At 67.8% G+C, this 23,023-nt stretch carries 23 protein-coding genes; 15 read left to right on the forward strand and 8 right to left on the reverse strand.

What is annotated here, in order from left to right; genetic code table 11:
* Positions 1-52 precede the first annotated feature (52 nt).
* A complete protein-coding gene (gene rimK / locus IEW01_RS07920) occupies positions 53-1,459 on the forward strand; it encodes a 30S ribosomal protein S6--L-glutamate ligase (protein WP_188527070.1) in 1,407 nt (468 codons plus the stop codon).
* Between the two features lie 4 nt (positions 1,460-1,463).
* On the opposite strand, the gene IEW01_RS07925 is transcribed toward rimK, so the two are convergent.
* From IEW01_RS07925 to phhA, 3 genes are read right to left on the reverse strand one after another with little or no spacing between them, the layout of a single operon-like run.
* Positions 1,464-2,543, reverse strand: a complete 1,080-nt coding sequence (locus tag IEW01_RS07925) for a hypothetical protein (protein ID WP_188527071.1) — start codon at positions 2,541-2,543, stop codon at positions 1,464-1,466.
* Entirely contained in the window at positions 2,540-2,833 is a 294-nt protein-coding gene (locus IEW01_RS07930) for a 4a-hydroxytetrahydrobiopterin dehydratase (protein ID WP_188527072.1), read from the reverse strand. Before IEW01_RS07930 ends, IEW01_RS07925 begins: the two co-directional genes overlap by 4 nt.
* Before the next feature lie 13 nt (positions 2,834-2,846).
* Positions 2,847-3,641 carry a phenylalanine 4-monooxygenase gene (gene phhA, locus IEW01_RS07935; RefSeq protein ID WP_188527073.1) on the reverse strand — a complete coding sequence of 265 codons (795 nt, stop codon included), beginning with the start codon at positions 3,639-3,641 and terminating at the stop codon, positions 2,847-2,849.
* A 128-nt stretch (positions 3,642-3,769) separates the two neighbouring features.
* Here phhA and IEW01_RS07940 point away from each other — a divergent pair, with 128 nt between their 5' ends.
* From IEW01_RS07940 to trhA, 8 genes are all read left to right on the forward strand, one after another.
* Complete coding sequence (locus IEW01_RS07940) at positions 3,770-4,234, forward strand: Lrp/AsnC family transcriptional regulator (RefSeq protein ID WP_188527074.1); 465 nt, start codon at positions 3,770-3,772, stop codon at positions 4,232-4,234.
* Positions 4,235-4,298: 64 nt separating this feature from the next.
* Positions 4,299-4,661 carry an SUF system Fe-S cluster assembly protein gene (locus IEW01_RS07945; protein ID WP_188527075.1) on the forward strand — a complete coding sequence of 121 codons (363 nt, stop codon included), beginning with the start codon at positions 4,299-4,301 and terminating at the stop codon, positions 4,659-4,661.
* A 2-nt stretch (positions 4,662-4,663) separates the two neighbouring features.
* Positions 4,664-5,230, forward strand: coding sequence for a sugar O-acetyltransferase (locus tag IEW01_RS07950; RefSeq protein WP_188527076.1), 567 nt, complete (start codon positions 4,664-4,666; stop codon positions 5,228-5,230).
* 36 nt (positions 5,231-5,266) lie between these two features.
* Positions 5,267-5,632: a HesB/IscA family protein gene (locus tag IEW01_RS07955; protein ID WP_188527077.1), complete on the forward strand. Its 366-nt coding sequence runs from the start codon at positions 5,267-5,269 to the stop codon at positions 5,630-5,632.
* 133 nt (positions 5,633-5,765) lie between these two features.
* Complete coding sequence (gene tpiA / locus IEW01_RS07960) at positions 5,766-6,518, forward strand: triose-phosphate isomerase (protein WP_188527078.1); 753 nt, start codon at positions 5,766-5,768, stop codon at positions 6,516-6,518.
* A gap of 99 nt (positions 6,519-6,617) precedes the next feature.
* Positions 6,618-8,015, forward strand: a complete 1,398-nt coding sequence (locus tag IEW01_RS07965) for a pyridoxal phosphate-dependent decarboxylase family protein (protein WP_188527079.1) — start codon at positions 6,618-6,620, stop codon at positions 8,013-8,015.
* Between the two features lie 74 nt (positions 8,016-8,089).
* The gene (locus tag IEW01_RS07970; protein ID WP_188527080.1) at positions 8,090-8,935 is read left to right on the forward strand and encodes a TPM domain-containing protein; all 846 of its coding nucleotides are present in this window, start codon (positions 8,090-8,092) and stop codon (positions 8,933-8,935) included.
* Between the two features lie 92 nt (positions 8,936-9,027).
* Positions 9,028-9,672, forward strand: a complete 645-nt coding sequence (gene trhA / locus IEW01_RS07975) for a PAQR family membrane homeostasis protein TrhA (protein ID WP_188527081.1) — start codon at positions 9,028-9,030, stop codon at positions 9,670-9,672.
* Between the two features lie 19 nt (positions 9,673-9,691).
* On the opposite strand, the gene IEW01_RS07980 is transcribed toward trhA, so the two are convergent.
* Both IEW01_RS07980 and IEW01_RS07985 read right to left on the reverse strand, forming a co-directional pair.
* Positions 9,692-9,976, reverse strand: a complete 285-nt coding sequence (locus IEW01_RS07980) for a hypothetical protein (protein WP_308418946.1) — start codon at positions 9,974-9,976, stop codon at positions 9,692-9,694.
* A 2-nt stretch (positions 9,977-9,978) separates the two neighbouring features.
* Positions 9,979-12,765: a [protein-PII] uridylyltransferase family protein gene (locus IEW01_RS07985; protein ID WP_188527083.1), complete on the reverse strand. Its 2,787-nt coding sequence runs from the start codon at positions 12,763-12,765 to the stop codon at positions 9,979-9,981.
* A gap of 198 nt (positions 12,766-12,963) precedes the next feature.
* Here IEW01_RS07985 and IEW01_RS07990 point away from each other — a divergent pair, with 198 nt between their 5' ends.
* The 6 genes from IEW01_RS07990 (at position 12,964) to ilvN (ending at position 18,200) form a co-directional block, all read left to right on the forward strand.
* Positions 12,964-13,440, forward strand: coding sequence for a YbaK/EbsC family protein (locus IEW01_RS07990; protein WP_188527084.1), 477 nt, complete (start codon positions 12,964-12,966; stop codon positions 13,438-13,440).
* Between the two features lie 114 nt (positions 13,441-13,554).
* Positions 13,555-14,058 carry a DUF2852 domain-containing protein gene (locus tag IEW01_RS07995; protein ID WP_188527085.1) on the forward strand — a complete coding sequence of 168 codons (504 nt, stop codon included), beginning with the start codon at positions 13,555-13,557 and terminating at the stop codon, positions 14,056-14,058.
* Between the two features lie 63 nt (positions 14,059-14,121).
* Positions 14,122-14,580: an RDD family protein gene (locus IEW01_RS08000; RefSeq protein ID WP_188527086.1), complete on the forward strand. Its 459-nt coding sequence runs from the start codon at positions 14,122-14,124 to the stop codon at positions 14,578-14,580.
* Positions 14,581-14,720: 140 nt separating this feature from the next.
* Positions 14,721-15,560: an arginyltransferase gene (locus tag IEW01_RS08005; protein ID WP_188527087.1), complete on the forward strand. Its 840-nt coding sequence runs from the start codon at positions 14,721-14,723 to the stop codon at positions 15,558-15,560.
* 304 nt (positions 15,561-15,864) lie between these two features.
* Entirely contained in the window at positions 15,865-17,619 is a 1,755-nt protein-coding gene (locus IEW01_RS08010; protein ID WP_188527088.1) for an acetolactate synthase 3 large subunit, read from the forward strand.
* 14 nt (positions 17,620-17,633) lie between these two features.
* The gene (ilvN, locus tag IEW01_RS08015; RefSeq protein ID WP_188527089.1) at positions 17,634-18,200 is read left to right on the forward strand and encodes an acetolactate synthase small subunit; all 567 of its coding nucleotides are present in this window, start codon (positions 17,634-17,636) and stop codon (positions 18,198-18,200) included.
* A 25-nt stretch (positions 18,201-18,225) separates the two neighbouring features.
* Here the strand turns inward: ilvN and IEW01_RS08020 are convergent, their stop codons facing one another.
* From IEW01_RS08020 to IEW01_RS08030, 3 genes are all read right to left on the reverse strand, one after another.
* Entirely contained in the window at positions 18,226-18,516 is a 291-nt protein-coding gene (locus IEW01_RS08020) for a hypothetical protein (RefSeq protein ID WP_188527090.1), read from the reverse strand.
* A 314-nt stretch (positions 18,517-18,830) separates the two neighbouring features.
* The gene (locus IEW01_RS08025; RefSeq protein ID WP_188527091.1) at positions 18,831-19,124 is read right to left on the reverse strand and encodes a hypothetical protein; all 294 of its coding nucleotides are present in this window, start codon (positions 19,122-19,124) and stop codon (positions 18,831-18,833) included.
* A 9-nt stretch (positions 19,125-19,133) separates the two neighbouring features.
* Positions 19,134-22,859 carry a vitamin B12-dependent ribonucleotide reductase gene (locus tag IEW01_RS08030; RefSeq protein ID WP_188527092.1) on the reverse strand — a complete coding sequence of 1,242 codons (3,726 nt, stop codon included), beginning with the start codon at positions 22,857-22,859 and terminating at the stop codon, positions 19,134-19,136.
* Positions 22,860-23,023: the final 164 nt, after the last annotated feature.

Raw genomic sequence — 23,023 nt, forward strand, 5'->3', positions numbered from 1 at the left:
ATGTTTGACGCTGCTTCTGGCGCAAAACCGCCGCTGGCACAAGGATGGGCCCATGAGCACGATCGAGACCCGCACCACCCCCCGGCTGCAATTCGGCTGGGAAGAGTGGCTGTCGCTGCCCGACCTCGGCGTGCCCGCGATCCGGGCCAAGGTCGACACCGGGGCGAGAACCTCCGCGCTGCATGCCTTCGACATCGAAACCTTCGGCCCCTCGTCCCGGCCCAAGGTGCGCTTCACCGTGCACCCGATCCCGGGGCGCGAAGACCTGGTGATTCCCTGCTCCGCCCCGATCATCGACCGGCGCGACGTGACCTCGTCGAACGGCGAGACGGAAAGCCGCTACGTGATCTCGACCACGCTGGACGTCGCCGGCCATGCCTGGCCGATCGAGATCACGCTGACCAACCGCGCGCAGATGGCGAGCCGGATGCTTCTGGGCCGCCAGGCGTTGCTCGACCATATCACCATCGTCGCTACCGACCGCTTCCTGCAGCCCGAGCTGAGTTACGACGTCTACCACAGCGCCCGGATGCGCACCGCACAGCCGGCGCGGGCGCTGCGTGTGGCGGTGCTTTCGCGCGAACACAATTATTCCACCCGCCGGCTCGTCGAGGAAGGCGAGGCACGCGGCCATACCGTCGAGGTGATCGACACCGCGCGCTGCTACATGGCGATCAACGCGCTGGCGCCGGAGGTGCATTACGATGGCAAGCGGCTGCCGCGCTACGACGCGGTGATCCCGCGTATCGGCGCCTCGATCACCCCCTATGGCACCGCCGTGGTGCGTCAGTTCGAAACCATCGGCACCTATTGCCTGAACGGCTCGGCGGGCATCACCGCCAGCCGCGACAAGCTCTATGCCCACCAGCTCATGGCCCGGGCGCGCATCGGCATGCCCAACACCGCCTTCGCCGCCTCGCCCAAGGATACGGGCAACCTGATCGGCCTCGTCGGAACCGCGCCGTTGATCGTGAAACTCCTGGAGAGCACGCAGGGCAAGGGCGTGGTGCTGGCCGAAACCAAGAAGGCGGCCGAGAGCGTGATCTCGGCCTTCCGCGGGCTCAAGGCCAACTTCCTCGTTCAGGATTTCGTCAAGGAGGCGGCGGGCGAAGACATTCGCTGCCTGGTGATCGGCAACAAGGTGGCCGCGTCGATGAAACGATCCGGCGCGGAGGGCGATTTCCGCTCCAACCTGCACCAGGGCGGCACCGCGAAGACGGTGCGCATCACCAGGGAGGAACGCGAAACCGCGCTGAAGGCGGCCCGGGCCTTCGGGCTCAACCTCGCGGGCGTCGACCTGCTGCGCTCGGAGAACGGGCCGAAGGTGCTGGAAGTCAATTCCTCGCCCGGCCTGGAGGGGATCGAGACCACCTCGGGCAAGAACATCGCGGCCCTGCTCTACAAGGAGATCGAGGCGATGGTGCGCCCCGCGCCGGTGCGCCGGCGCAAGCCGCGCTAAGGCGTCAGCGCCGTTCCAGCACCAGCGCGGCGGTGCCCTCGGGATCGGCGATTCGCCGCACCGGGTAGCGCAGCGCCCAGCCGCGCCCGTACTCGGCGGCGGGGCCGATCACCGGGTCGTCGCGCCGCATCATCCGGCTGTAGCGCCAGTCATTCCGCGGCGCGGTGCCGACCCCCGCCCAGGTCAGCGCGGCGAGGATCGCCTCGCCGTCGGGCACGGTGACCACGTCGAGCACCGGCCCGGTGTCCCAGCGCCGGGTGAGCAGGGCGAGCACCGCCACCGGCGCGGTCGGGTGGCCGGGTGCGCGGTAGGCCACGACCCCTTCGGGCACCGGCTCGCGCGCGCCCAGTTGCACCGCGCGCAACGGCTTGTCGCGCCGGGCCAGTGCCGGCAGGCGCGGCATCACGCCGCCCGCCGCGGCAACATCAAGCCCGAAGGACAGGCAGCCGCCGCCCTCGTAGGCGCCGGGCTCGCGCAACAGCGAGTAATTGCGGTGCGGCTCGGCGGGATGAGTGGCGAAGGCGGCCACGCGCGCCCGCGCGGCGCGGCAATCGCGCGCGCTCACCTCGGCCGCCAGCACCACGCCCCGCCCGGCCTCGAAGGCGCGCAGCTGTTGCGGCGGGTTGGCGTCGAGCGCCACCAGCTTGCCGTCTTCGAAGGTGGAGAGCACCGGGGTCAGCCCCCATCCGGCGAGCAGCATGCGCTGGCCCTGGCGTTCCTGTTCGCCGGTCATCGACACCAGCCCGCGCACGCCCGCGCATTGCCAGCCCACCATCAGGTGGCCGATCGTGGTGCCCGCCTCCAGCGCGCCGAGCTGGTCGAACACCGTGCGCACCAGCGAACGCCGGGCGCGCTCAGGGGTGGAGATGTCGACGGGGTTGGCGGGCGGCAGGTAGGCGAGCACGAGGTAATCGCGCCCCCGTTCCAGCGCGAGACGGTCGAGAAAGCCCGGCCAGTCGCCCTCGAAGGGGGCAAGCGCACCGGCGCTGGACACCACCGGCACCACGGCGTCGCGCGCCGCGGGGCGGGCGCATCCGGCGACGAGAACGACGATGCAAAGCAGCAGCGCCGCCCGCACAGTCACGTACCGGCCACCAGAGCGTCGAGCTTGGCGGCGCAGTCGAAATCAAGTTCGCTGAGCCCGCCGACATCATGGGTCGTGAAGGTCACCTCGCAATAGCCCCAGCCGAAGGCGATATCGGGATGATGGCCCTCGCGGTCGCCGAGAAACGCCGCCGCGTTGGCCAGCATTACCGCCTTCTGGAACCCCTTGAAGGCGAACCGGCGGCTGAGTTTTCCGCCCTCCAGCCGCCAATCCTCGTGCAATGCGCCCAACCGCTTTGCCGCCGCGCTCTCGTCGATTTTTTCGGCCATGTCGGTCTCCTTGTCAGGACGCCGCACGCGCCTCCGGATAGAGCGGCGCGAACAACCCCAGCGATTGCGCCTTGCGCACATCGGCGAGCAGATCGCGCCCGGCTGCGGCGAACAGCGTGTCGATATCGTCCAGAACGTAGTAGAGCGGCTGGTGGATGTCGATCCGGTAAGGGGTGCGCAGGATGTCGATCACGTCGAATTCACGACGCTCCGGCTCATCCGACAGGCTCCACGGCAATTCCGTCGGGCTCGACGCCAGCCCCGAGCCGAGCGCCTTGAGCCGGCCCGCCTCGCGGGTCAGCCCGAACTCGATGGTGAACCAGTAGAGCCGGATGATCCAGGCATAATCGCCCGGGTCCGCGCGCAGCCCCGCCTCCCCGATCGCCTCGGTGAAGGCGGCGAATCGCGGGTCGGTGAGCAGCGGGGTGTGCCCGAAGATCTCGTGGAAGATGTCGGGCTCCTTGATGTAGTCGAAATCCTCGCGCGAGCGGATGAAGGAGGCGGCCGGAAAGGCCCGGTCGGCCAGAAGCGCGAAGAACCGCCCGAACGGGATCAGCGCCGGCACCGGCTCCACCCGCCAGCCGGTCAGCTCCCGCAGAACCGCCGAGACCTCGCCGGCCTGCGGCACCCGGTCGCGCGGCAGGTCGAGCCGGGCGAGACCGTCGAGATAGGGCCGGGCCATGTGTTGCGCCACGTTCGGGGCCTGCTGCGCGTAGAGATCGCGCCAGACCGCATTTTCAGCCTCGGTGTAATGGATCTGCCCCGTGGAATCCGGGCGCTTCGCCGCGTAGGCACTGGTCTTGGCCATGATATCCTCCCTGTCTGGCACGTTTTCGGCAGGATATCGCGATTTCGGAGGCAATTCTCTTCCACTCGGCGCCAGAATTGGCTAGAATTGGGTCGTATCTTTCTGAAACTTTCAATCTACGGCAAAATATGACCCCGCTTGACGAAACCGACAAACGCCTTCTCGCGATCCTGCAGGCCGAGGGCCGGCTGCCGATCCAGGAGCTGGCCGCCCGCGCCGGGCTGTCCACCTCGCCCTGCTGGCGGCGGGTGCGCAAGCTTGAGGAAAGCGGCGTGATCCGCGGCTACGCGGCGCTGGTCGACGCCCGCGCGGTCGGCCTGCTCACCCGCGCCTACGTGCATGTTTCGCTCGTCGATCACAGCGAGGAGACGATCCGCCGCTTCGATGCCTTCGTGGCGCAGGAGCCGCAGATCGTCGAATGCGCCAGCGTGACCGGGGCCGACGATTACCTGCTCAAGGTCGTCGCCCGCGACCCCGAGGCGCTGGAACATTTCCTGATGCACCGCATCCTGCGCCTCGGCATCGTGCGCGCCTCGACCACCCATTTCGTGCTCGGCCAGAAAAAGGAAACCACCGTTCTGCCGCTCGATTGAATGGAGGGTGGACCTCGCGCATCACAAATCCTATATGTTCTGTCAGGTATAAGGGAAACGCGCGATGAACAGCGAAACACCGCAGATGGAGGGCGCCCCCCTCATCAAACCCTCCAGCACCGATCACCCGCTCTACGAGCCGGTCGTCGAGGCTTGCCGCTCGGTCTACGACCCGGAGATCCCGGTCAATATCTACGATCTGGGGCTGGTCTACACGATCGAGATCAACGACGAGGGCGACGTGTCGATCCTGATGACGCTCACCGCGCCGGGCTGCCCGGTGGCGGGCGACATGCCGGGCTGGCTCTACGACGCCATCGGCCCCGTCCCCGGGGTGAAGTCGGTCGATGTGCAGCTCACCTGGGATCCGCCCTGGGGGATGGACATGATGTCGGACGAGGCCCGGCTGGAACTCGGGTTCATGTGACGATGCCGGGCCATCCCGCGAGCGAGCTCGAAAAGATGCGCGCGGGGCTGCCCTATCGCCCCGGCGATCCGGATCTGGTGGCGATGCGCAAGCGGGCCCAGCGTCTGATGCGCGATTACAACCAGACGGTCTACGGCGAGGACGAAGAGCGCGCCGCGATCATGCACGCGCTGTTCGGCTACCGGACCGACGCGGTGATCCGCCCGCCCTTCTTCGTCGATTACGGCACCGAGATCCGGCTCGGGCGCGGGGTGTTTCTCAACTACGGCTGCGTCATCCTCGACGTCGCCCGCGTCGAGATCGGCGACCGGGTGCAGATCGGGCCATACGTGCAGATCCTCACCGCCGATCATCCCCGCGACGCGCGGGAACGGGCCGGCGGGGCGGAATCGGGCCGCCCGATCCGCATCGGCGCCGACGCCTGGATCGGCGGCGGCGCAATCCTGCTGCCCGGCGTGACCATCGGCGAAGCCGCCCTTGTGGCCGCCGGCGCGGTCGTCACCCGCGACGTCGCCGCCGGCACCACCGTGGCCGGCAACCCCGCACGGCCCTTGAGTGAGCGGCCCTGAACCCTTACGTTGAACCCGCGAACAAGGAGTGCCCAGATGTTTTCGATCCCCGGCAAACAAGCGGTCAAGATGACCGACGCAGCGGCCAGTCAGATTGCCCGGCTGATGCAGAAAGACGGCCACCAGGGCCTGCGCATCGGCGTGAAGAAGGGCGGCTGCGCGGGCATGGAATACACCATGGACTACGTCGACGAGGTCGACCCGATGGACGAGATCGTGGAACAGGACGGCGCCCGGGTGATGATCGCGCCGATGGCGCAGATGTTCCTGTTCGGCACCGAGATCGACTACGAGGTATCGCTGCTCGAATCCGGCTTCAAGTTCCGCAATCCCAACGTCACCGAGGAGTGCGGCTGCGGCGAATCGATCAAGTTCGACGAGAGCCTCACCGCCGAAAGCTAAGATGCGCGCCGCCCGGACACGCCGTGGCGCCATCGCCGGTGCCCGGTGCCGGCCATTTGCCGCAGCATAGGCGCTTTGCGCCGCCGCCGATTGCCGCTAGTCTCCGCCCGACACAGCATCGGGGAGAGACAACATGCGGCGCGGATTGGCAGCGGGCAACTGGAAGATGAACGGCACGGCGGCGAGCCTCGGCGAGGTCGAGGTGCTGAAAACGGCGCACCCCGCGCCCGCGGTCGATATCCTGATCTGCCCGCCCGCCACGCTGCTCGAGCGGCTGTCCTCGGTGGCCAGCGGCAGCGCCATCGCCACCGGCGGCCAGGATTGCCACCCGGAAAAGGCCGGCGCCCATACCGGTGACATCGCCGCCGGGATGATCGCCGACGCGGGCGGCTCGCACGCCATCGTCGGCCATTCCGAACGCCGCGCCGACCACCACGAGACCGACGCCATCGTGCGCGCGAAAGCCGAAGCCGCGCTGGCGGCCGGGCTCGTCGCGGTGATCTGCCTCGGCGAGAGCCTCGATCAGCGCGAATCGGACCAGACCCTCGACGTGATCGGCGCGCAACTTGCCGGCTCGCTGCCCGACGGGCTCACCGGCGCCAATGCGGTGATCGCCTACGAGCCGATCTGGGCGATCGGCACCGGCAAGATCCCCACCATCGAACAGATCACGGAAGTCCATGATTTCATCCGCGCCGAACTGGTCGCGCGCTTCGGTGCCGAGGGCGAGGCCATCCGCGTGCTCTACGGCGGCTCGGTGAAGCCCTCGAACGCCGCCGAGATCTTCGCGGTGGCCAATGTCGACGGCGCGCTGGTGGGCGGTGCGAGCCTCAAGGCCGAGGATTTCTCGCCGATCATCGCCGCGCTCGAAACCGCGAAGGGCTGAGACCCGGAACCCCGTTCCCCTTCATCCTGGCACAAATACCTTGGGGGAGCGCGAGGGGGCAAAGCCCCCTCGCCCCCTCGGCGCTCACGAGGCACCGGCATGAACCACGACGATCTCGCCTATTGGTCGAAACGCGCCGCCGACTGGGCGCGCGATTACCACGCCGGCTTGCGCGACCGGCCGGTGCGCCCAGACCTGCAGCCCGGTGAGTTCCGCGCCCGGATCGAGGCGCCGGTGCCGGAACAGCCCGACCCGATCGCGGCGATCTTCGACGACATCACCACGCTGATCCCCGACGCGATGACGCATTGGCAGCACCCGCGTTTCTTCGCCTATTTCCCCGCCAACGCCGCCCCCGCCTCGATGCTGGCCGAGCAGATCGCCAATGCCATGGCGGCGCAGGCGATGCTCTGGCAGACCGCGCCGGCCGCGAACGAGATGGAGGCTCTGGTGATCGACTGGCTGCGCGACGGGCTCGGCCTGCCCGCCGATTTCACCGGCACCATCCACGACAGCGCCACCACCGCCACGCTCTCGGCGGTGCTCACCATGCGCGAGCGCGCGCTTGGGTTTGAGGGGCTCACCGCCGGCCTCTCCGGCCAGCCGCGGCTGCGGCTCTACGCCTCGGCGCAGGCGCATTCATCGGTCGACAAGGCCGCGCGGCTCTCCGGCATCGGCCAGGACAATCTCGTGAAGATCGCCACCCGGCCCACCGATCCGCTCCATTCGATGGACCCCGCCGCGCTCGACGCCGCGATCCGCGCCGATCTTGCCGCCGGGCACCACCCGGCGGGCGTGATCCTCGCCACCGGCGGCACCGCGATCGGCGCCTGCGACGATCTCGCGCCCCTGATCGCGGTGGCCAAGGCGCATGACCTGCCCACCCATGTCGATGCCGCCTGGGCCGGCTCGGCGATGATCGCGCCGGAGTTCCGCAAGCTCTGGGCCGGGGTGGAAGGCGCCGAGACGATCGTGTTCAACCCGCACAAGTGGCTCGGTGCCCAGTTCGACGCGGCGGTGCAGTTCATCCGCGATCCGGGGCCGCAGATCCGCACCCTCGGCCTGCGCCCCGACTACCTCGAAACGCAAGGCGCGGACGAGGTGGTGAACTACAACGAATGGACGATCCCGCTCGGCCGCCGCTTCCGGGCGCTGAAGATCTGGGTGCTCTTGCGCGCCGAGGGGCTTTCGGGCCTGCGCGCGCGGATCCGCAACCACGTGGCCTGGGCGCAGGAGGCGCGCGACGCCATCGCCGCCCTGCCCGGCTTCCAGATCGTCACCGAGCCGATCCTGTCGCTTTTCACCTTCCGTTTCGGCGACGATGCCAGCACCGCCCGGCTGCTCGACGCGGTCAACCGCGACGGGCGGATCTACCTCACCCAGACCACCCACGAGGGGCGGTTCGTGATCCGGATGCAGGTGGGGCAGTTCGACTGCACCCGCGACGACGTGATGATGGCCCCCGTCGTGCTTGCCGAGATCGCCGCGCGATCGTGAGGATTGGCCGCGCCGGCCCCGCCGTGATAACATCCCCGTGATGGGGCCGGTGCCCCGGTCGATGGAGGTTCCGCATGAAACGTCTTGCCGCCCTGCTCGTCGCGCTCATCCTGCCGGTGTTCGCCCTCGCCCAGAGCTGGCCGGTGCACGAGACGGTCTATGTCAACGATTACGCCAAGGTCATCGAGGAGGGCGCCGAGAGCCGGATCACCACCGCGCTGAAATCGCTGCGCGAGGACACCGGGATCGAGGCCACCGTGCTCACCCTGCACACCCGCTGGGGCTATGAGAACGTCGGCTCGCTCGAAGCCTTCGCCACCGGGCTGTTCAACCATTGGGGTATCGGCCGGGCCGAGACCAATGACGGCATCCTCGTGCTGGTGGTGACGGAAGACCGCGAAATGCGCATCGAACTCGGCGCGGGCTACGCGAGCGGCTTCAACCGCACCGCGCAGGACATCATCGACCGCATCTTCCTGCCGGCGTTCCGCGACGGCGACTTCTCGCGCGGGATCGAGGACGGCACCGCGGCGGTGATCTCGCGCATCGCCATGGCGCATCATGATGGCGCCGCGCCCGAGGCCTCCGCTGGTGGCGGTGGCAGCCTTCTCGGCGCGGTCATCGGCGCGCTGGTCGCGATCCTGGCCGGGGCGGCGCTCTTCGGCCGGCGGATTTCCGACCGTTTCGCGCGTTGCCCCGAGTGCGGCCAGCGCGGCATTCACCGCAAGAAACACGTGCTCGAACGCGCCACCCGCGCCGCCGGCGGCCGGGGCGAGCGGATCACCGATTGCCCGCATTGCGGCTATCACGGCGTGGTCAGCTACACGATCCCGCGCATCACCCGTTCGTCCTCTTCCTCCTCCGGCGGCTCCTTCGGCGGCGGGTCGTCCTCGGGCGGTGGCGCCTCGGGGCGCTGGTAGGCGCCGCACCGCCGATCTGCGCGCGCGGACGCAAGGTCATGCCTGCACGAGGGGCCGGGACGCATTATATATCGGGGCTGAAGGGAGTTCCGATGCAGCACCATGGCCTTGACCACAGCCTCGCCGAACACATCGCCGACGGCGTGATGCATGTTCTCGGCCTCGCCGCCGCGATCGCAGGGGCCACCGCGCTCCTGGTCTGGGCCGCGCTGGCGATGCCGCCCGACCGGCTCTGGCCGCTGGTGCCCTATGCCGTGGGCCTCGTCGCCACCTTCGCGCTGTCGGCGGCCTACAATCTCACCCTGCACCGCAAGATCCGCGCCGTGCTGAGGCGCTTCGACCACGCCGCGATCTACCTGATGATCGCGGGCACCTACACGCCGATGGCGATCATCGGGCTGGGCGGCGGGCGCGGGCTGGCGCTGGCGATCGCGGCCTGGAGCCTCGCGGTTTTCGGCATCACGCTGAAACTGGCGTTTTTCCACCGCTGGCCGCGCCTCGGCTTTGTCCTCTACCTTGCGCAAGGCTGGATCGGCGTGATCGCCGCCTGGCCGCTGATGCAGACTCTGCCCCCGGCCGCGCTGGTGTTGCTGCTCGTCGGCGGGCTGACCTACACGCTCGGCACGATCTTCTACGCCGCGCGCTGGCGCTTCTCCACCGCGATCTGGCACGGCCACGTGCTCGCCGCCGCCGCCACCCATTACGCCGCGGTGGTGCTGATCGCCGGTTTTTCCTGACCGCGGCGAAACGCGCGGCTCAGTCCTCTCGCGAAGGGGTCGACCGCCTGCCGCGAGCACCGCCGCGCCGGCCCGCGGTGCTGGCCGGCCCTTCCAGCCCCTCGCGCAGCACCGCGCTCATCGGGTGGTCCGGCGCGGCGCTGCCGTAATAGGCCAGAAGCGTTTCCATTTCCGCCGTCTCCTGCCCTTCCGGCCGCCCCAGCGCCCAATCGAGGAAGATCGCCCGGCACTCGGGCGCGCTGATGCCCTCGATCCTGTAGGCCTCCGCGATCAGCCCGCGCGGGTCGAGTTCGTGATAATCCATGGTCATGCCTCCCCCGGCAGGCGCGCGAGCGCCGCCTCGATTGCCGCCCGTGCCGCCTCGGCGCGGGCTTCCACTTCGCGGGTGAGCGCCTCGGCGCTGTCCATCCCGGTTTCGCGCAGCAGGAACTCGCGCCCGCCGGTGCCGACCGCCTCGAGATCGAGCGCACCCTCGGTCAGCAGCTTGGCCGCCGCCTGCATCCGCCACAATAGATCATAGGCCGCCAGCATCGCCTCGGCCTCCCCTTGCGTGAGCCAGCGGATTTCGACACCGCTGCCGATCTGCCCTTCCACGTCGCGCGGGCAATCCTGCGCCAGCACCGCGGCGCATTGCGCGACCAGCTCGATATCCTGCAACCGCCCCGGCCCGACCTTCGCCGCGAGCGGACCCGCCGTGCCCTTCGCCTCGGCGATGCGGGCGCGCATCTCCACCACGTCGCGGATCGTGGCGCCCGGATCGCGGTCGCGCCGGAGCACCTCGGCGCGCACCGCCTCGACATCGGCGCCGATCTCCATGTTGCCGGCCACCGGGCGGGCGCGGGTGAGCGCGAGGTGTTCCCATGTCCAGGCCTCGTCGCGCTGGTAGGCGGCGAAGCTGTCGAGCCCGGTGGCCACGGGCCCCTGCCGCCCCGACGGCCTGAGCCGCATGTCGACCTCGTAGAGCTTGCCCTCGGGCATCGGCGCGGTGAGCGCTGTCACCATCGCCTGGGTCAGCCGGGCGTAATAGGGCCGCGCGGTCAGCGGGCGCGGCCCCTGCGACTCCTCGACCCCGTCCGCGTCGTAGATCACGATGAGATCGAGATCGGAGGTCGACGAGATCGTCCGCGCGCCGAGACTGCCCATACCGATCAGCACCGCGCCGCGCCCCGGCGGGGCGCCGTGCTTGCGCGAGAACTGCGTCACCACCACCGGCCAGAGCGCGCTCAGAACCGCCTCGGCGAGGTCGGAATACTGCGCGCCCGCCTCGCGCCCCGTCACCAGCCCGCGCAGGTGATGCACACCGACGCGAAAGTGCCACTCCTTCAGCCAGCGGCGGGCGGCGTCGAGCTGGGCCTCGTAATCCTCCGAGAGCTCTTCCAGCCGGGCGCCGAGATCGTCCGCCAACCAGTGCAGCCCCGGCCAGTCGGCGAAAAAGTCGCCGCCGATCACCGCGTCGAGCACCTGGGAGTTGCGCCCGAGGTAGACCGCCAGCGCCGGCGCGGTGGCGGCGATATCGACGATCAGGTCGACAAGCGCCGGGTTGGCGTCGAACAGCGAGAACACCTGCACCCCGGCGGGCAAGCCGCGCAGGAAGGCGTCGAACTGCACCAGCGCCTCGCGCGGGCGCGCGGCCTTGTGCAGCCGAGCGAGGATATCGGGCTTCAGCCGCTCGAAGATCCCCGCCGCGCGGGCCGAACGACAGGCCGGGTAATTGCGCCAGCGGTCGACGATCTCCTCGTCGTCGGCATGCAGCACCGGCGCCGCCGTTATCCGCTCCTCGGGCGCGAAGAACCCTTCGGTCAGCTCGTGCACCTCCGCCAGCGCGTCGCGCAGCCGCTCACGCCAGGCCGCCACGTCGTCCTCGCCCGACATGTTGACGATCCGGCGGAACCCACCCGCACTGCCGGGCAAGGCGTGGGTCTGGGCATCGCGCACCATCTGCACCCGGTGCTCGATCTCGCGGTGGCCGCGGTAGTGCATCGCCAGCACCTCCGCCACGTCCTCGGGCACCCAGTTGCCGCCGGCGAGCGCCGCCAGCCCCGGCACGGTGGCGCGCAGGCGCAGCGACGGGTCGCGCCCGCCGGAAATGAGCTGGCGGGTCTGGGTGAAGAACTCGATCTCGCGGATGCCGCCGCGGCCGAGCTTCATGTCGTGCCCCTCCAGAGTGATCGGCCCGCCCAGCCCCTTGTGCTCGCGGATGCGAAGGCGCATGTCGTGGGCGTCCTGGATCGCGGCGAAATCGAGGTGCTTGCGCCAGACGAAGGGGGTGAGCCGGTCGAGATAGGCCTCGCCCGCCGCGATGTCGCCGGCGCAGGGCCGCGCCTTGATATGGGCCGCGCGTTCCCAGGTGCGCCCGAGGCTCTCGTAATAGGCTTCCGCCGCCGCCATCGAGAGGATCACCGGGGTCACCGCCGGATCGGGCCTCAGCCGCAGATCGGTGCGAAACACGTAGCCCTCGGCGGTCATCTCCGAAAGCGTGGCGCTCATCCGGCGGGTGGCGCGGACCAGGCTCGCGCGCGCCTCGTGGAAATCGTCGCGCTCATAGCGGCTTTCGTCGAACAGCATGATCAGGTCGATGTCGGAGGAATAGTTCAGTTCCCCCGCCCCCATCTTGCCCATCGCGATCGCCACCGCGCCGCCGGCGGTTTCGATATCGTCCTCGCTCGCGCCCGGCAGCTTGCCGCGCGCGATCTCGCGGCCGACATGGTACTTGAGCGCCCGGTCGGTGGCGTTTTCGGCAAAACGGGTGAGCGCGCCGGTGACCTCCTCGAGCGACCAGACGCCGGCCAGATCGGCCAACCCCGCGATCAGCGCCACCCGGCGCTTGGCCCGGCGCAGCGCGTCGCCCGGATCGCCATCTCCCTCCGGCGCGATCGCCGCCTCGAAGGCAGCCTCGGGACTGTCGGCGAGGGCCGCGCGCAGCCATTCCTCCTCGCGCTCCATCAACCCCTTGAGATAGGGGCTGCACCCCGCCGCGCCGGTCAGCAGCTCGGCCAGTTCGGGCGCGAGATCGGCAAAGCGCGTGGCCGCCTCGGCGCCATGGTCACGGTCGAAGGGGATGGGGCAGCGGGTCATGCGGGAAGCGAATGTCATGGCCGGAGATTGCGCCGGGCCTTCGGGGGGGTCAAGCAAACATGGCCGCCCCGAGGCGGCGTTTTCCGCAACGGAAAACGCTTCGGTTTCCGCTGCGGAAACCGTGGCGAAATCCGCAGCGGATTTCGGCCGCGCCCCGGCCTTGCGCCCGGGCGTGGCTCCATGCCAGAACCTGTGCAAAGAGGGAGGCAGGCAGACATGGCGAAATCGAAATCGCTCGCGCGGGTGGAGGCGGCGCTGGCCGAAGCCGGGATCGCGGCCGAGATCCTCGAAATGGCCGAGGGCACCCGCACCGCCGAGGACGCGGCGGCCGCAGCCGGCTGCGCGCTCGACCAGATCGTGAAATCCATCGTTTTTCGCGGCGAGGCCGACGGCCACGTGGTTCTGTTCCTCACCGCGGGCGGCAACCGGGTGGACCAGGACAAGGCCAGCGCGCTGGCCGGCGAGGCACTGGGCAAGGCCGATGCACAGCTGATCCGGGCCGAAACCGGTTTCGCCATCGGCGGCGTCGCCCCGGTCGGCCATCTGCGCGAGATCCGCGCCTTCCTCGATCCGCGCCTGTTGGAATTCGACAAGGTCTGGGCCGCCGCCGGCACCCCGCGCCACGTCTTCGCCGCCGACCCGCGCGAAATCGCCCGGATTTCCGGGGCACAAGTGGCTGATTTCACGATGTAATCGAAATTAATGTGAAGCGTGTTCACATTTTTCCTTGAAACCCGGAGGCGCCATGCCGATCTATTCGATGTGAAAGGCATTCACATTCAAATCGTTCGCACAAGGAGCACCCCGATGACTGTCGCCCTCAATCTTGAAGCCCGTAAATCGCCGGGGGCCGAAGGCTGGTTCCGCCGCGCCGAATCCTGGCTCGACGACCGTGGCAAAGGCGCCTGGATCGCCGTCATGGTTCTCGGCTTCGTCTTCTTCTGGCCGGTCGGCCTCGCCCTTCTCGCCTACATGATCTGGAGCAAACGGATGTTTTCCAAAGATTCCAGCCACAGCCGCAGCGCCCATGACACCGAATGGACCAACCGCCGGCACGGCTTCCGCCCCTCGGGCAACAGCGCCTTCGACGCCTACAAGGCCGACACGCTCAAGCGCCTGATGGACGAACAGGAGCAGTTCGAAACCTTCCTCGAGCGGCTGCGCGCGGCGAAGGACCAGCAGGAGTTCGACGCGTTCATGGACGAGCGCGCCGAGACCGCCCGCAAGGCCCGCGCGCAACGCGCCGAGGCGGCGGATGAGGCCGACGAAGACGGCGACGCCGCCGACCACGACGCGCCGGCGAAAGCCTGAGCCGACCTGAGCCAACACGGGTGGCCCCCACCGGGGCCGCCTCCCCCTGCCCGGATGAACACCATGACCCAGACCGACACCGCCCTTTGGGGCCTGCCCGACCCCGACACCCAATCGGAGTTCTACGCCGACATTCCCGTGAAACGGCTGATCGCATGGGTTTTCGACGCGCTGATCGTCTTCCTCACCGCCTTCCTGATCTCGCTCCTGACCGTGGGCATCGGGTTCTTTTTCTTCGGCCTGCTGATCGTGGCGGTCGCCTTCGTCTACCGCACCGTGACCCTCGCCAACCGCTCGGCCACGCTGGGGATGCGGCTCGTCGCCATCGAGATGCGCACCCACCGCGGCGAACGCTTCGATCTCGCCACCGCCGCGCTACACACGATCGGCTACCAGGTTTCGGTGTCGATGGTGGTGCCGCAGATCATCTCGATCGTGCTGATGCTCACCTCGGCCCGGGCCCAGGGCCTCACCGATCACGCCCTCGGCACCGCCGCGCTCAACATGACGGCGCGCGCCTGAGGCCGCCCCAAGGCGGGTTTACTCACAATCGTGCCAAGCACTTGGCGCGGCCGCGCTCGGGTGTTAGGCTCCCCCTGTCGGCCGCGCCTGCGCGCCGGCACTCGATGTATGATCAAGCCTTTAGAGCCGAACGCCGCCCCATGCGCCACACCCTGCCGCTCGCCCCGCAGTTCTACGTGACCGCGCCACAGCCCTGCCCCTACCTGGCGGGGCGGATGGAGCGCAAACTGTTCACCGCGCTGCAGGGCGAACAGGCGCACGAGCTGAACGACACGCTCTCCAAACAGGGCTTCCGGCGCTCGCAGAACGTGCTCTACCGGCCCTCCTGCGCCGAGTGTTCCGCCTGCCTTTCGGCGCGGATCCGGGTGGCCGATTTCGCGCCCAGCAAGAGCCAGCGGCGCGCCGACAGGCGCAACGCCCACCTGATGCGCCGCACCCGCGCGCCCTGGGCCACCGAGGAGCAATACGAGCTGTTCCGCAGCTACCTCGACGACCGCCACGCCGATGGCGGCATGGCCGACATGGACGTGTTCGAGTTCGCCGCGATGATCGAGGAAACCCCGATCCGGAGCCGGGTGATCGAGTATTCCACCCGGTCGGAGGATCACGAGCGCGGCCGCGAGCTCACCGCTGTCTGCCTGACCGACGTGCTCGATGACGGGTTGAGCATGGTCTATTCCTTCTTCGACCCCGCCAGGCGCGCGGACAGCCTCGGCACTTACGTGATCCTCGACCATATCCGCCTCGCCGCCGAGGCGGGCCTGCCTTACGTCTACCTCGGCTACTGGGTGCCCGGCAGCCCGAAGATGGCCTACAAGGCGCGGTTTTCGCCGCTCGAGATCTATTCCGGCGGCCAATGGGTCGAACTGTCCGATCCGGACGCGTTCCGCGCCGATCCGCACCCGCTTTCGAACGATCCGATCGCCGAGCAGGTGGCACAGATCACCCTGCCCGGCGCCGCCGCGGTGCGCCGGGGCTGACCCGGCGGGGGCAAGCGCCCCGAAATGAACGATCAACTGCCGACAGGCCCATCTGCAGAATAATATTGCTGCAGAATTTACCCCTGCGACACTTTATTCACCTATTTTGCCGTTGACGCCCCCGGCGCCCCCTCCTAGTCTGGCGCGCGTTACAAGGGAGATCCCGGGAATGAACGGCATTCTCATCGTAGTAGTAGGCGAGCGGCGCATGGGACGGTGACGGCACCCTGATAAATCCCCATGCGCCCCCGACAGCCTCGGGGGCTTTTTTTATTCGACAGCGACGCGTGACACGGAGAGCAAGATGACACGTCAGATGACCGGAGCGAGAATGGTGGTTCAGGCCCTGAAGGATCAGGGTGTGGACACGGTATTCGGCTACCCCGGCGGCGCGGTTCTTCCGATCTATGACGAGATCTTCCAGCAGAACGATATCCGCCACATCCTCGTGCGCCACGAACAGGGCGCGGTTCATGCCGCCGAGGGCTATGCCCGTTCCACCGGCAAGCCCGGCGTGGTGCTCGTCACCTCCGGCCCGGCGGCGACCAATGCGGTCACCGGCCTCACCGACGCGCTGCTCGACTCGATCCCGATCGTCGTGCTCACCGGCCAGGTGCCCACCTTCATGATCGGCACCGACGGGTTCCAGGAAGCCGACACCGTGGGCATCACCCGGCCCTGCACCAAGCACAACTGGCTGGTGAAGGACACCAACAAGCTGTCCGAGACGATCCACCAGGCCTTTCACGTCGCGCTCACCGGCCGGCCGGGGCCGACGCTGGTCGATATCCCCAAGGACGTGCAGTTCGCCACCGGCACCTATGTTCCGCCGCAGAAGGCGCGCACCGAGCATTACCGGCCGCAGGTGAAGGGCGACACGCTCGCCATCACCGAGCTGGTGGAAATGATGGAACAGGCCGAGCGGCCGGTCTTCTACACCGGCGGCGGCGTGATCAATTCCGGCCCCGGCGCGAGCCAGCTCCTGCGCGAACTGGTCGAGGCCACCGGCTTTCCGATCACCTCCACCCTGATGGGGCTGGGCGCCTACCCCGCCTCGGGCGAGAAATGGCTGGGGATGCTCGGCATGCACGGGCTCTACGAAGCCAACATGGCGATGCACGATTGCGACCTGATGATCAACATCGGGGCGCGGTTCGACGACCGGATCACCGGCCGGCTCGACAGCTTCTCGCCGGGCTCGAAGAAGGTGCATATCGACATCGACGCCTCCTCGATCAACAAGGTCATCCACGTCGATCTGCCGATCCTCGGCGATGTCGGCCACGTGCTCGAAGACCTGCTGCGGATCTGGAAATCGCGCGGGCGCAAGGTCAACAAGGACGGCCTCAAGGCGTGGTGGAGCCAGATCGAGGAATGGCGCGCGGTCAAGTGCCTGTCCTACACCAATTCCGACAAGATCATCAAACCGCAATACGCGCTCCAGCGCCTCGAGGCGCTGACCAAGGACATGGACCGCTACATCACCACCGAGGTGGGCCAGCACCAGATGTGGGCGGCGCAGTTCCTCGGCTTCGAGGATCCCAACCGCTGGATGACCTCCGGCGGCCTCGGCACCATGGGCTACGGGTTGCCCGCCTCCAACGGCGTGCAGATCGCCCACCCCGACGCGCTGGTGATCAACGTCGCCGGCGACGCCTCGATCCTGATGAACATCCAGGAAATCTCGACGGCGGTGCAGTTCCGCCTGCCGGTCAAGCAGTTCATCCTCAACAACGAGCGCCTCGGCATGGTGCGTCAGTGGCAGCAGCTGCTGCACGGCGAGCGCTACTCGCAAAGCTGGACCGAGAGCCTGCCCGACTTCCCGAAGATGGCCGAGGCCTTCGGCTGCAAGGGGCGCCGGGTGTCGGACCCGGCCGAACTCGACGACGCGATCCACGAGATGATCGAGTATGACGGGCCGTTCCTGCTGGAAGTGCTGGTGGAAAAACACGAAAACTGCTTCCCGATGATCCCGTCGGGCGAACCGCACAACAAGATGCTGTTGGGCGACGACAAGGCGACCGACGCCATCAAGGGCGGCGGCGCGGTGCTGGTGTAAGGAGGGCTGGACAGATGGCTGCATTGAAGATCAAGAAAGGCTCCTCCCGCAAATCGGCCTACGAGTTGCGCGATCCGAACGCCGAGGTGATCGAGCGTCACACCCTGGCGGTGCTGGTCGACAACGAGGCCGGCGTGCTGGCGCGGGTGATCGGGCTGTTCTCGGGCCGGGGCTACAACATCGACAGCCTCACCGTGGCCGAGGTCGACCACACCGGGCATCGCTCGCGGATCACCATCGTCACCACCGGCACGCCGGCGGTGATCGAGCAGATCAAGGCGCAGCTCGGGCGGATCGTGCCGGTGCACGAGGTGCACGACCTCACCGTGGAGGGGGCCTCCGTCGAGCGCGAGCTGGCCCTGTTCAAGGTTTCGGGAACCGGCGACAAGCGGGTCGAGGCGCTGCGGCTGGCCGATATCTTCCGCGCCCGCGTGGTTGATTCGACGCTTGAGAGTTTCATCTTCGAGATCACCGGAAGCCCCGAGAAGATCGACGCCTTCGCCGATCTCATGCGCCCGCTCGGCCTTGTCGAGCTTGCGCGCACCGGGGTTGCGGCGCTGGCGCGCGGCAGCGAGGGCTGACGCCCCGGCCCGCGCCCGGGCCGGTTCAGGCCACGATGTTGAGGTGGGATTCGGTCTCGCGCGTGCTGTGGAAGCCCGCGATGATGTCGCGCGGATCGGCGGCGACGAGTCCCGAGGTGACCGACGCCACGTCGCGCACGAAGCGCACCTCGTCGCGCACTTCGATCGAGAAGGTGAGTTGGTCGCCGCAATCGAGCGTTTCACAGCCGCCGGGCAGCTCCACCTCCGGCCCCAGGAAGGCGAGCGGGCCCTGGTCTTCGCACCAGATCATCCCCACCCGCGCCTTCGGGTTGAACCACAGCACGAGTCCGATCATCGCGCAATCCTCCGAAATCCTGCCCGGAAGCACGCCCGGGTCTCTTTTTCATTTTGCAACACGAATACGCGAGAAACTATACAAAAGTCCAAGTCACTTCCCCTTTCGTCGGGGACGTTTGCCCAAAAGATACGCTTTCACCTATCCGATTGGATAGGATTCCCCTCCACTTGGCAAGAAGGCACGCAAGAAAAAGGGGAGCCAAAGCTCCCCAGTTTCGCTGATAAGGCTCGTCCTTGGTACCGCCCGTTTGTGCTTCTGCCTGCGGCCTTATCCGCGGACGCGGCGAGCGCACCCGCCGCGGGTCTCGGTGTTCATGCCCGGCGCGCGGCCTCGGCCCGCTCCGGGATCGGCCCCTCGGTGAGGAAATATCCCACCCCCTCCACCGGGTCGATCTCGCGCAGGATCAGCCCGATCCGCTCGCCGGATTCGCTGCGGAACCCGAACGATGTGCCGGGCCTCGCGCCCACCAGCGCCAGCGGCAGCGCGAAAGCACCCGACCCGAGGCGCAGCCCGTCGCCGCCGGTCGAGACGATCACACGCAGCGATCCCGCCTCGACCTCGCGGCCGTCGATCACGAAATACCCTTGGAGATCAAGTATTTCCATATCGACCTCTCAGCTGCACCCGGTGGTGCCGCCACAGGTGTTGCACTTCAGGCAGGTGCCGTTGCGCACCAGCGTGTAGTTGCCGCAATCGCCGCAGGGGTCACCCTCGTAGCCCTGCATCCGGGCCTTGGCGCGGGGGTCGACCGACACCGTGCCGGTGCCGAGCGCGGTGGCCGCGGGGCCGCTCGTGCCGGTGCCTTTCAGCATCGTGCCCCCGGCCAGACCGTCGGCGGTTTCGGGCACCAGCGTGTGCAGCGCGCCGACCGGGTCGGGCGCATTGCCGAGCGCCGTCGCCCCGGACGACACCCCGCCCTGGAGCACCACCAGTTCCTGGGGCAGCCGCTTGCGCAGGTAGCCGGTGGAGCTGATCTGCTTGAGCACCTCCAGCGACCGGCTCGCAGCCGTTTCGCTCATCTCCTTGATATTGCTGACACCTTCTTCTTCGCCGCGGCCGATGTCGTCGAAGCTCGCGCCCTCCGGCTTGACGTGCGCAAGGTCGGTGCGGTCGAGGTAGCTGACCGCCAGTTCGCGGAAGATGTAGTCGAGGATCGAGGTCGCGTTCTTGATCGTCTCGTTGCCCTGCACCATGCCGGCGGGTTCGAACTTGGTGAAGGTGAAGGCGTCGACGAATTCCTCCAGCGGCACGCCGTATTGGAGGCCGACCGAAACCGCGATGGCGAAGTTGTTCATCATCGCCCGGAAGCCCGCGCCTTCCTTGTGCATGTCGATGAAGATCTCGCCGAGCGTGCCGCTCTCGTATTCACCGGTGCGCAGGTAGACCTTGTGGCCGCCGACGGTGGCCTTCTGGGTATAGCCCTTGCGCCGGTCGGGCATCTTCTCGCGCCCGCGCGCGACTTCCTTGATGACGATCTTCTCGATCACCTTCTCGGCCAGCACCGCCGCCTTTTCCTGCGGCGTGCCCGAGGCAAGGATCTCTTCGGCTTCCTCGTCGTCCTCGACCAGCGCCGAGGCGAGCGGCTGGCTCAGCTTCGAGCCGTCGCGGTAGAGCGCGTTGGCCTTCACGCCAAGGCTCCAGGACAGCTCGTAGGCCTTCTGGCAATCCTCGATGGTGGCGTTGTGCGGCATGTTGATGGTTTTCGAGATCGCGCCCGAGATGAAGCTCTGCGCTGCCGCCATCATGTAAATGTGCGAGTTGGTAGAGAGGAAGCGCTTGCCCTTCTTGCCGGCCGGGTTGGCGGTGTCGAAGACGTGGTAATGCTCTTCCTTCAGGTGCGGCGCGCCTTCCAACGTCATGGTGCCGACGGCGTGATCGTTCGCGGCCTCGATATCGCCTTTCGAGTAGCCGAGGTGGCGCAGCATGTCGAACGAGGGATCGTTCAGTTGCGCATCGGTAAGTCCAAGCGATTCCTTGCAGAAATCCGTGCCCAGCGTCCATTGGTTGAACAGGAAGCGGATGTCGAAGGCGCCGACCAGCCCGGCCTCGATCTTGGCGATCTCGGCCTCGCCGAAGCCCTTCTGGCGCAGCGTGCTGGCGTTGATCCCCGGCGCGTTGCCGAGCGTGCCGTGGCCCACGGCGTAGGCGACGATTTCCTCGATCTCGGCGGAGCCGTAGCCGAGGGCCTCGAGCCCGGCCGGCACCGAGCGGTTGATGATCTTGAAGTAACCGCCGCCGGCCAGCTTCTTGAATTTCACCAGCGCGAAATCGGGTTCGATGCCGGTGGTGTCGCAATCCATCACAAGCCCGATCGTGCCGGTCGGCGCGATCACCGAGACTTGCGCGTTGCGGTAGCCGTGCTGCTCGCCGAGCGCCAGCGCCTCGTCCCAGCTGGCCATCGCCAGGTCGACGAGACGGGGATCGGGGCAGTTGGCGTGATCGAGCGCCACGGGATTGACCGCGAGGCCCTCGTAACCATCGCTGGCGCCGTAGGCCGCGGTGCGGTGGTTGCGGATCACCCGCAGCATGTGTTCGGCGTTGCGCTGGTAGCCCGAGAAGGCGCCAAGCTCGCCGGCCATCTCGGCCGAGGTGGCATAGGCGGTGCCGGTCATGATCGCGGTGAGCGCGCCGGTCATCGCCCGGCCCTCGTCGGAGTCATACCCCAGCCCCATGTTCATCAAGAGCCCGCCGATGTTCGCATACCCGAGGCCCAAGGTGCGGAAATCGAACGACAATTGCGCGATTTCCTTCGACGGGAACTGGGCCATCATCACGCTGATCTCGAGCGTGATCGTCCACAGCCGGGTGGCGTGCATGTAGCTTTCGGCGTCGAACTTGCCGTCGTGCAGGAAGGTCAGCAGGTTCATCGACGCGAGGTTGCAGGCGGTATCGTCGAGGAACATGTATTCCGAGCACGGGTTCGAGGCGCGGATCTGCCCGTCTTCGGGGCAGGTGTGCCAGGCGTTGATCGTGTCGTGATACTGGATGCCCGGATCGGCCGAGGCCCAGGCGGCGTGGCCGATCTGCTCCCACAGGTCGCGCGCCTTGATCGTCTTGGCGACCGAGCCGTCGGTGCGGCGGATCAGCTCCCAGTCGGCATCGTTGCGCACCGCTTCGAGGTAGGCATCGGTGACGCGCACGGTGTTGTTGGAGTTCTGGCCCGACACGGTGCCGTAGGCTTCCGAATCCCAGTCGGTGTCATAGGTCGGGAACTCGATCGAGCCGTAGCCCTGCTTGGCGTAATCGAGCACGCGCTTGATGTAGTTCTCCGGGATCGCCACCTTCTTGGCGGCGCGGATCGCGGCCTTCAGGGTGTCGTTCACCTTCGGGTCGGTGGCGTCGGCCTCGGCGCCGTCCCAGGCGCGGATCGCGGCGAAGATCTCGTTGAGGTGCTGCTCGTGCATCTTCGAGCCGGCCACCAGCGAGGCGACCTTCTGCTCCTCCTTGACCTTCCAGTTGATGTATTCCTCGATATCGGGGTGATCGGCGTCGACGATGACCATCTTGGCCGCGCGCCGGGTGGTGCCGCCCGACTTGATCGCGCCGGCGGCGCGGTCGCCGATCTTGAGGAAGCCCATCAGCCCCGACGACTTGCCGCCGCCCGATAGCGGTTCATTGGCGGCGCGCAGGGAAGAGAAGTTGGTGCCGGTGCCGGAGCCGTACTTGAACAGCCGCGCCTCGCGCACCCAGAGATCCATGATCCCGCCGTCGCCGACGAGATCGTCGCCAATCGACTGGATGAAGCAGGCGTGCGGCTGCGGGTGCTCGTAGGCGGAGGCCGAGCGGGTCAGCTCGCCCGACTGGTAATCGACGTAGTAATGCCCCTGGCTCGGCCCGTCGATGCCATAGGCCCAGTGCAGGCCGGTGTTGAACCACTGCGGCGAGTTCGGCGCCGCCATCTGGGCCGCGAGCATGTGGCGCATCTCGTCGAAATAGGCGCTCGCATCTTCCTCGGTGGTGAAATAGCCGCCCTTCCAGCCCCAGTAGGCCCAGGCGCCCGCGAGCCGGTCAAACACCTGCTTGGCCGAGGTTTCGCCGCCAAAGCGTTGATTCTCGGGAAGTTTGTCGAGCGCCTTCTTGTCGGGCACATGCCGCCAGAGGAACGCGGGCACGTCTTTTTCCTTCACCGGCTTGGTTGCCGCCGGAACGCCGGCCTTGCGGAAGTATTTCTGCGCGATCACGTCGGAGGCCACCTGGCTCCAGCCGGAAGGCACCTCGACGTTCTCAAGCTTGAACACCACCGTGCCGTCAGGATTGCGGATCTCCGAGGTCGTGGAGGTGAAGTCCAGTTGCGCGTAGGCGTCTGCCCCTGCCTTGGTGAATTTGCGTTCGATTTTCATGGCGCCCGTATCGTCCCTTCTTGCTCGAGGCCCAGGCCGTCATTGCGGCGGCGGGCCGATCTCATACCTCCCGGTCGGGGCGGCGGGGCAAGGGATGGGCGTCGGGGGACTCTATGTCCTCCGCCGACCGGTCAAACGGTCACCGTAAAATGCTCCACGATCGG

It is taken from the genome of Sinisalibacter lacisalsi, from assembly GCF_014640115.1.
Taxonomy (GTDB): domain Bacteria; phylum Pseudomonadota; class Alphaproteobacteria; order Rhodobacterales; family Rhodobacteraceae; genus Sinisalibacter; species Sinisalibacter lacisalsi.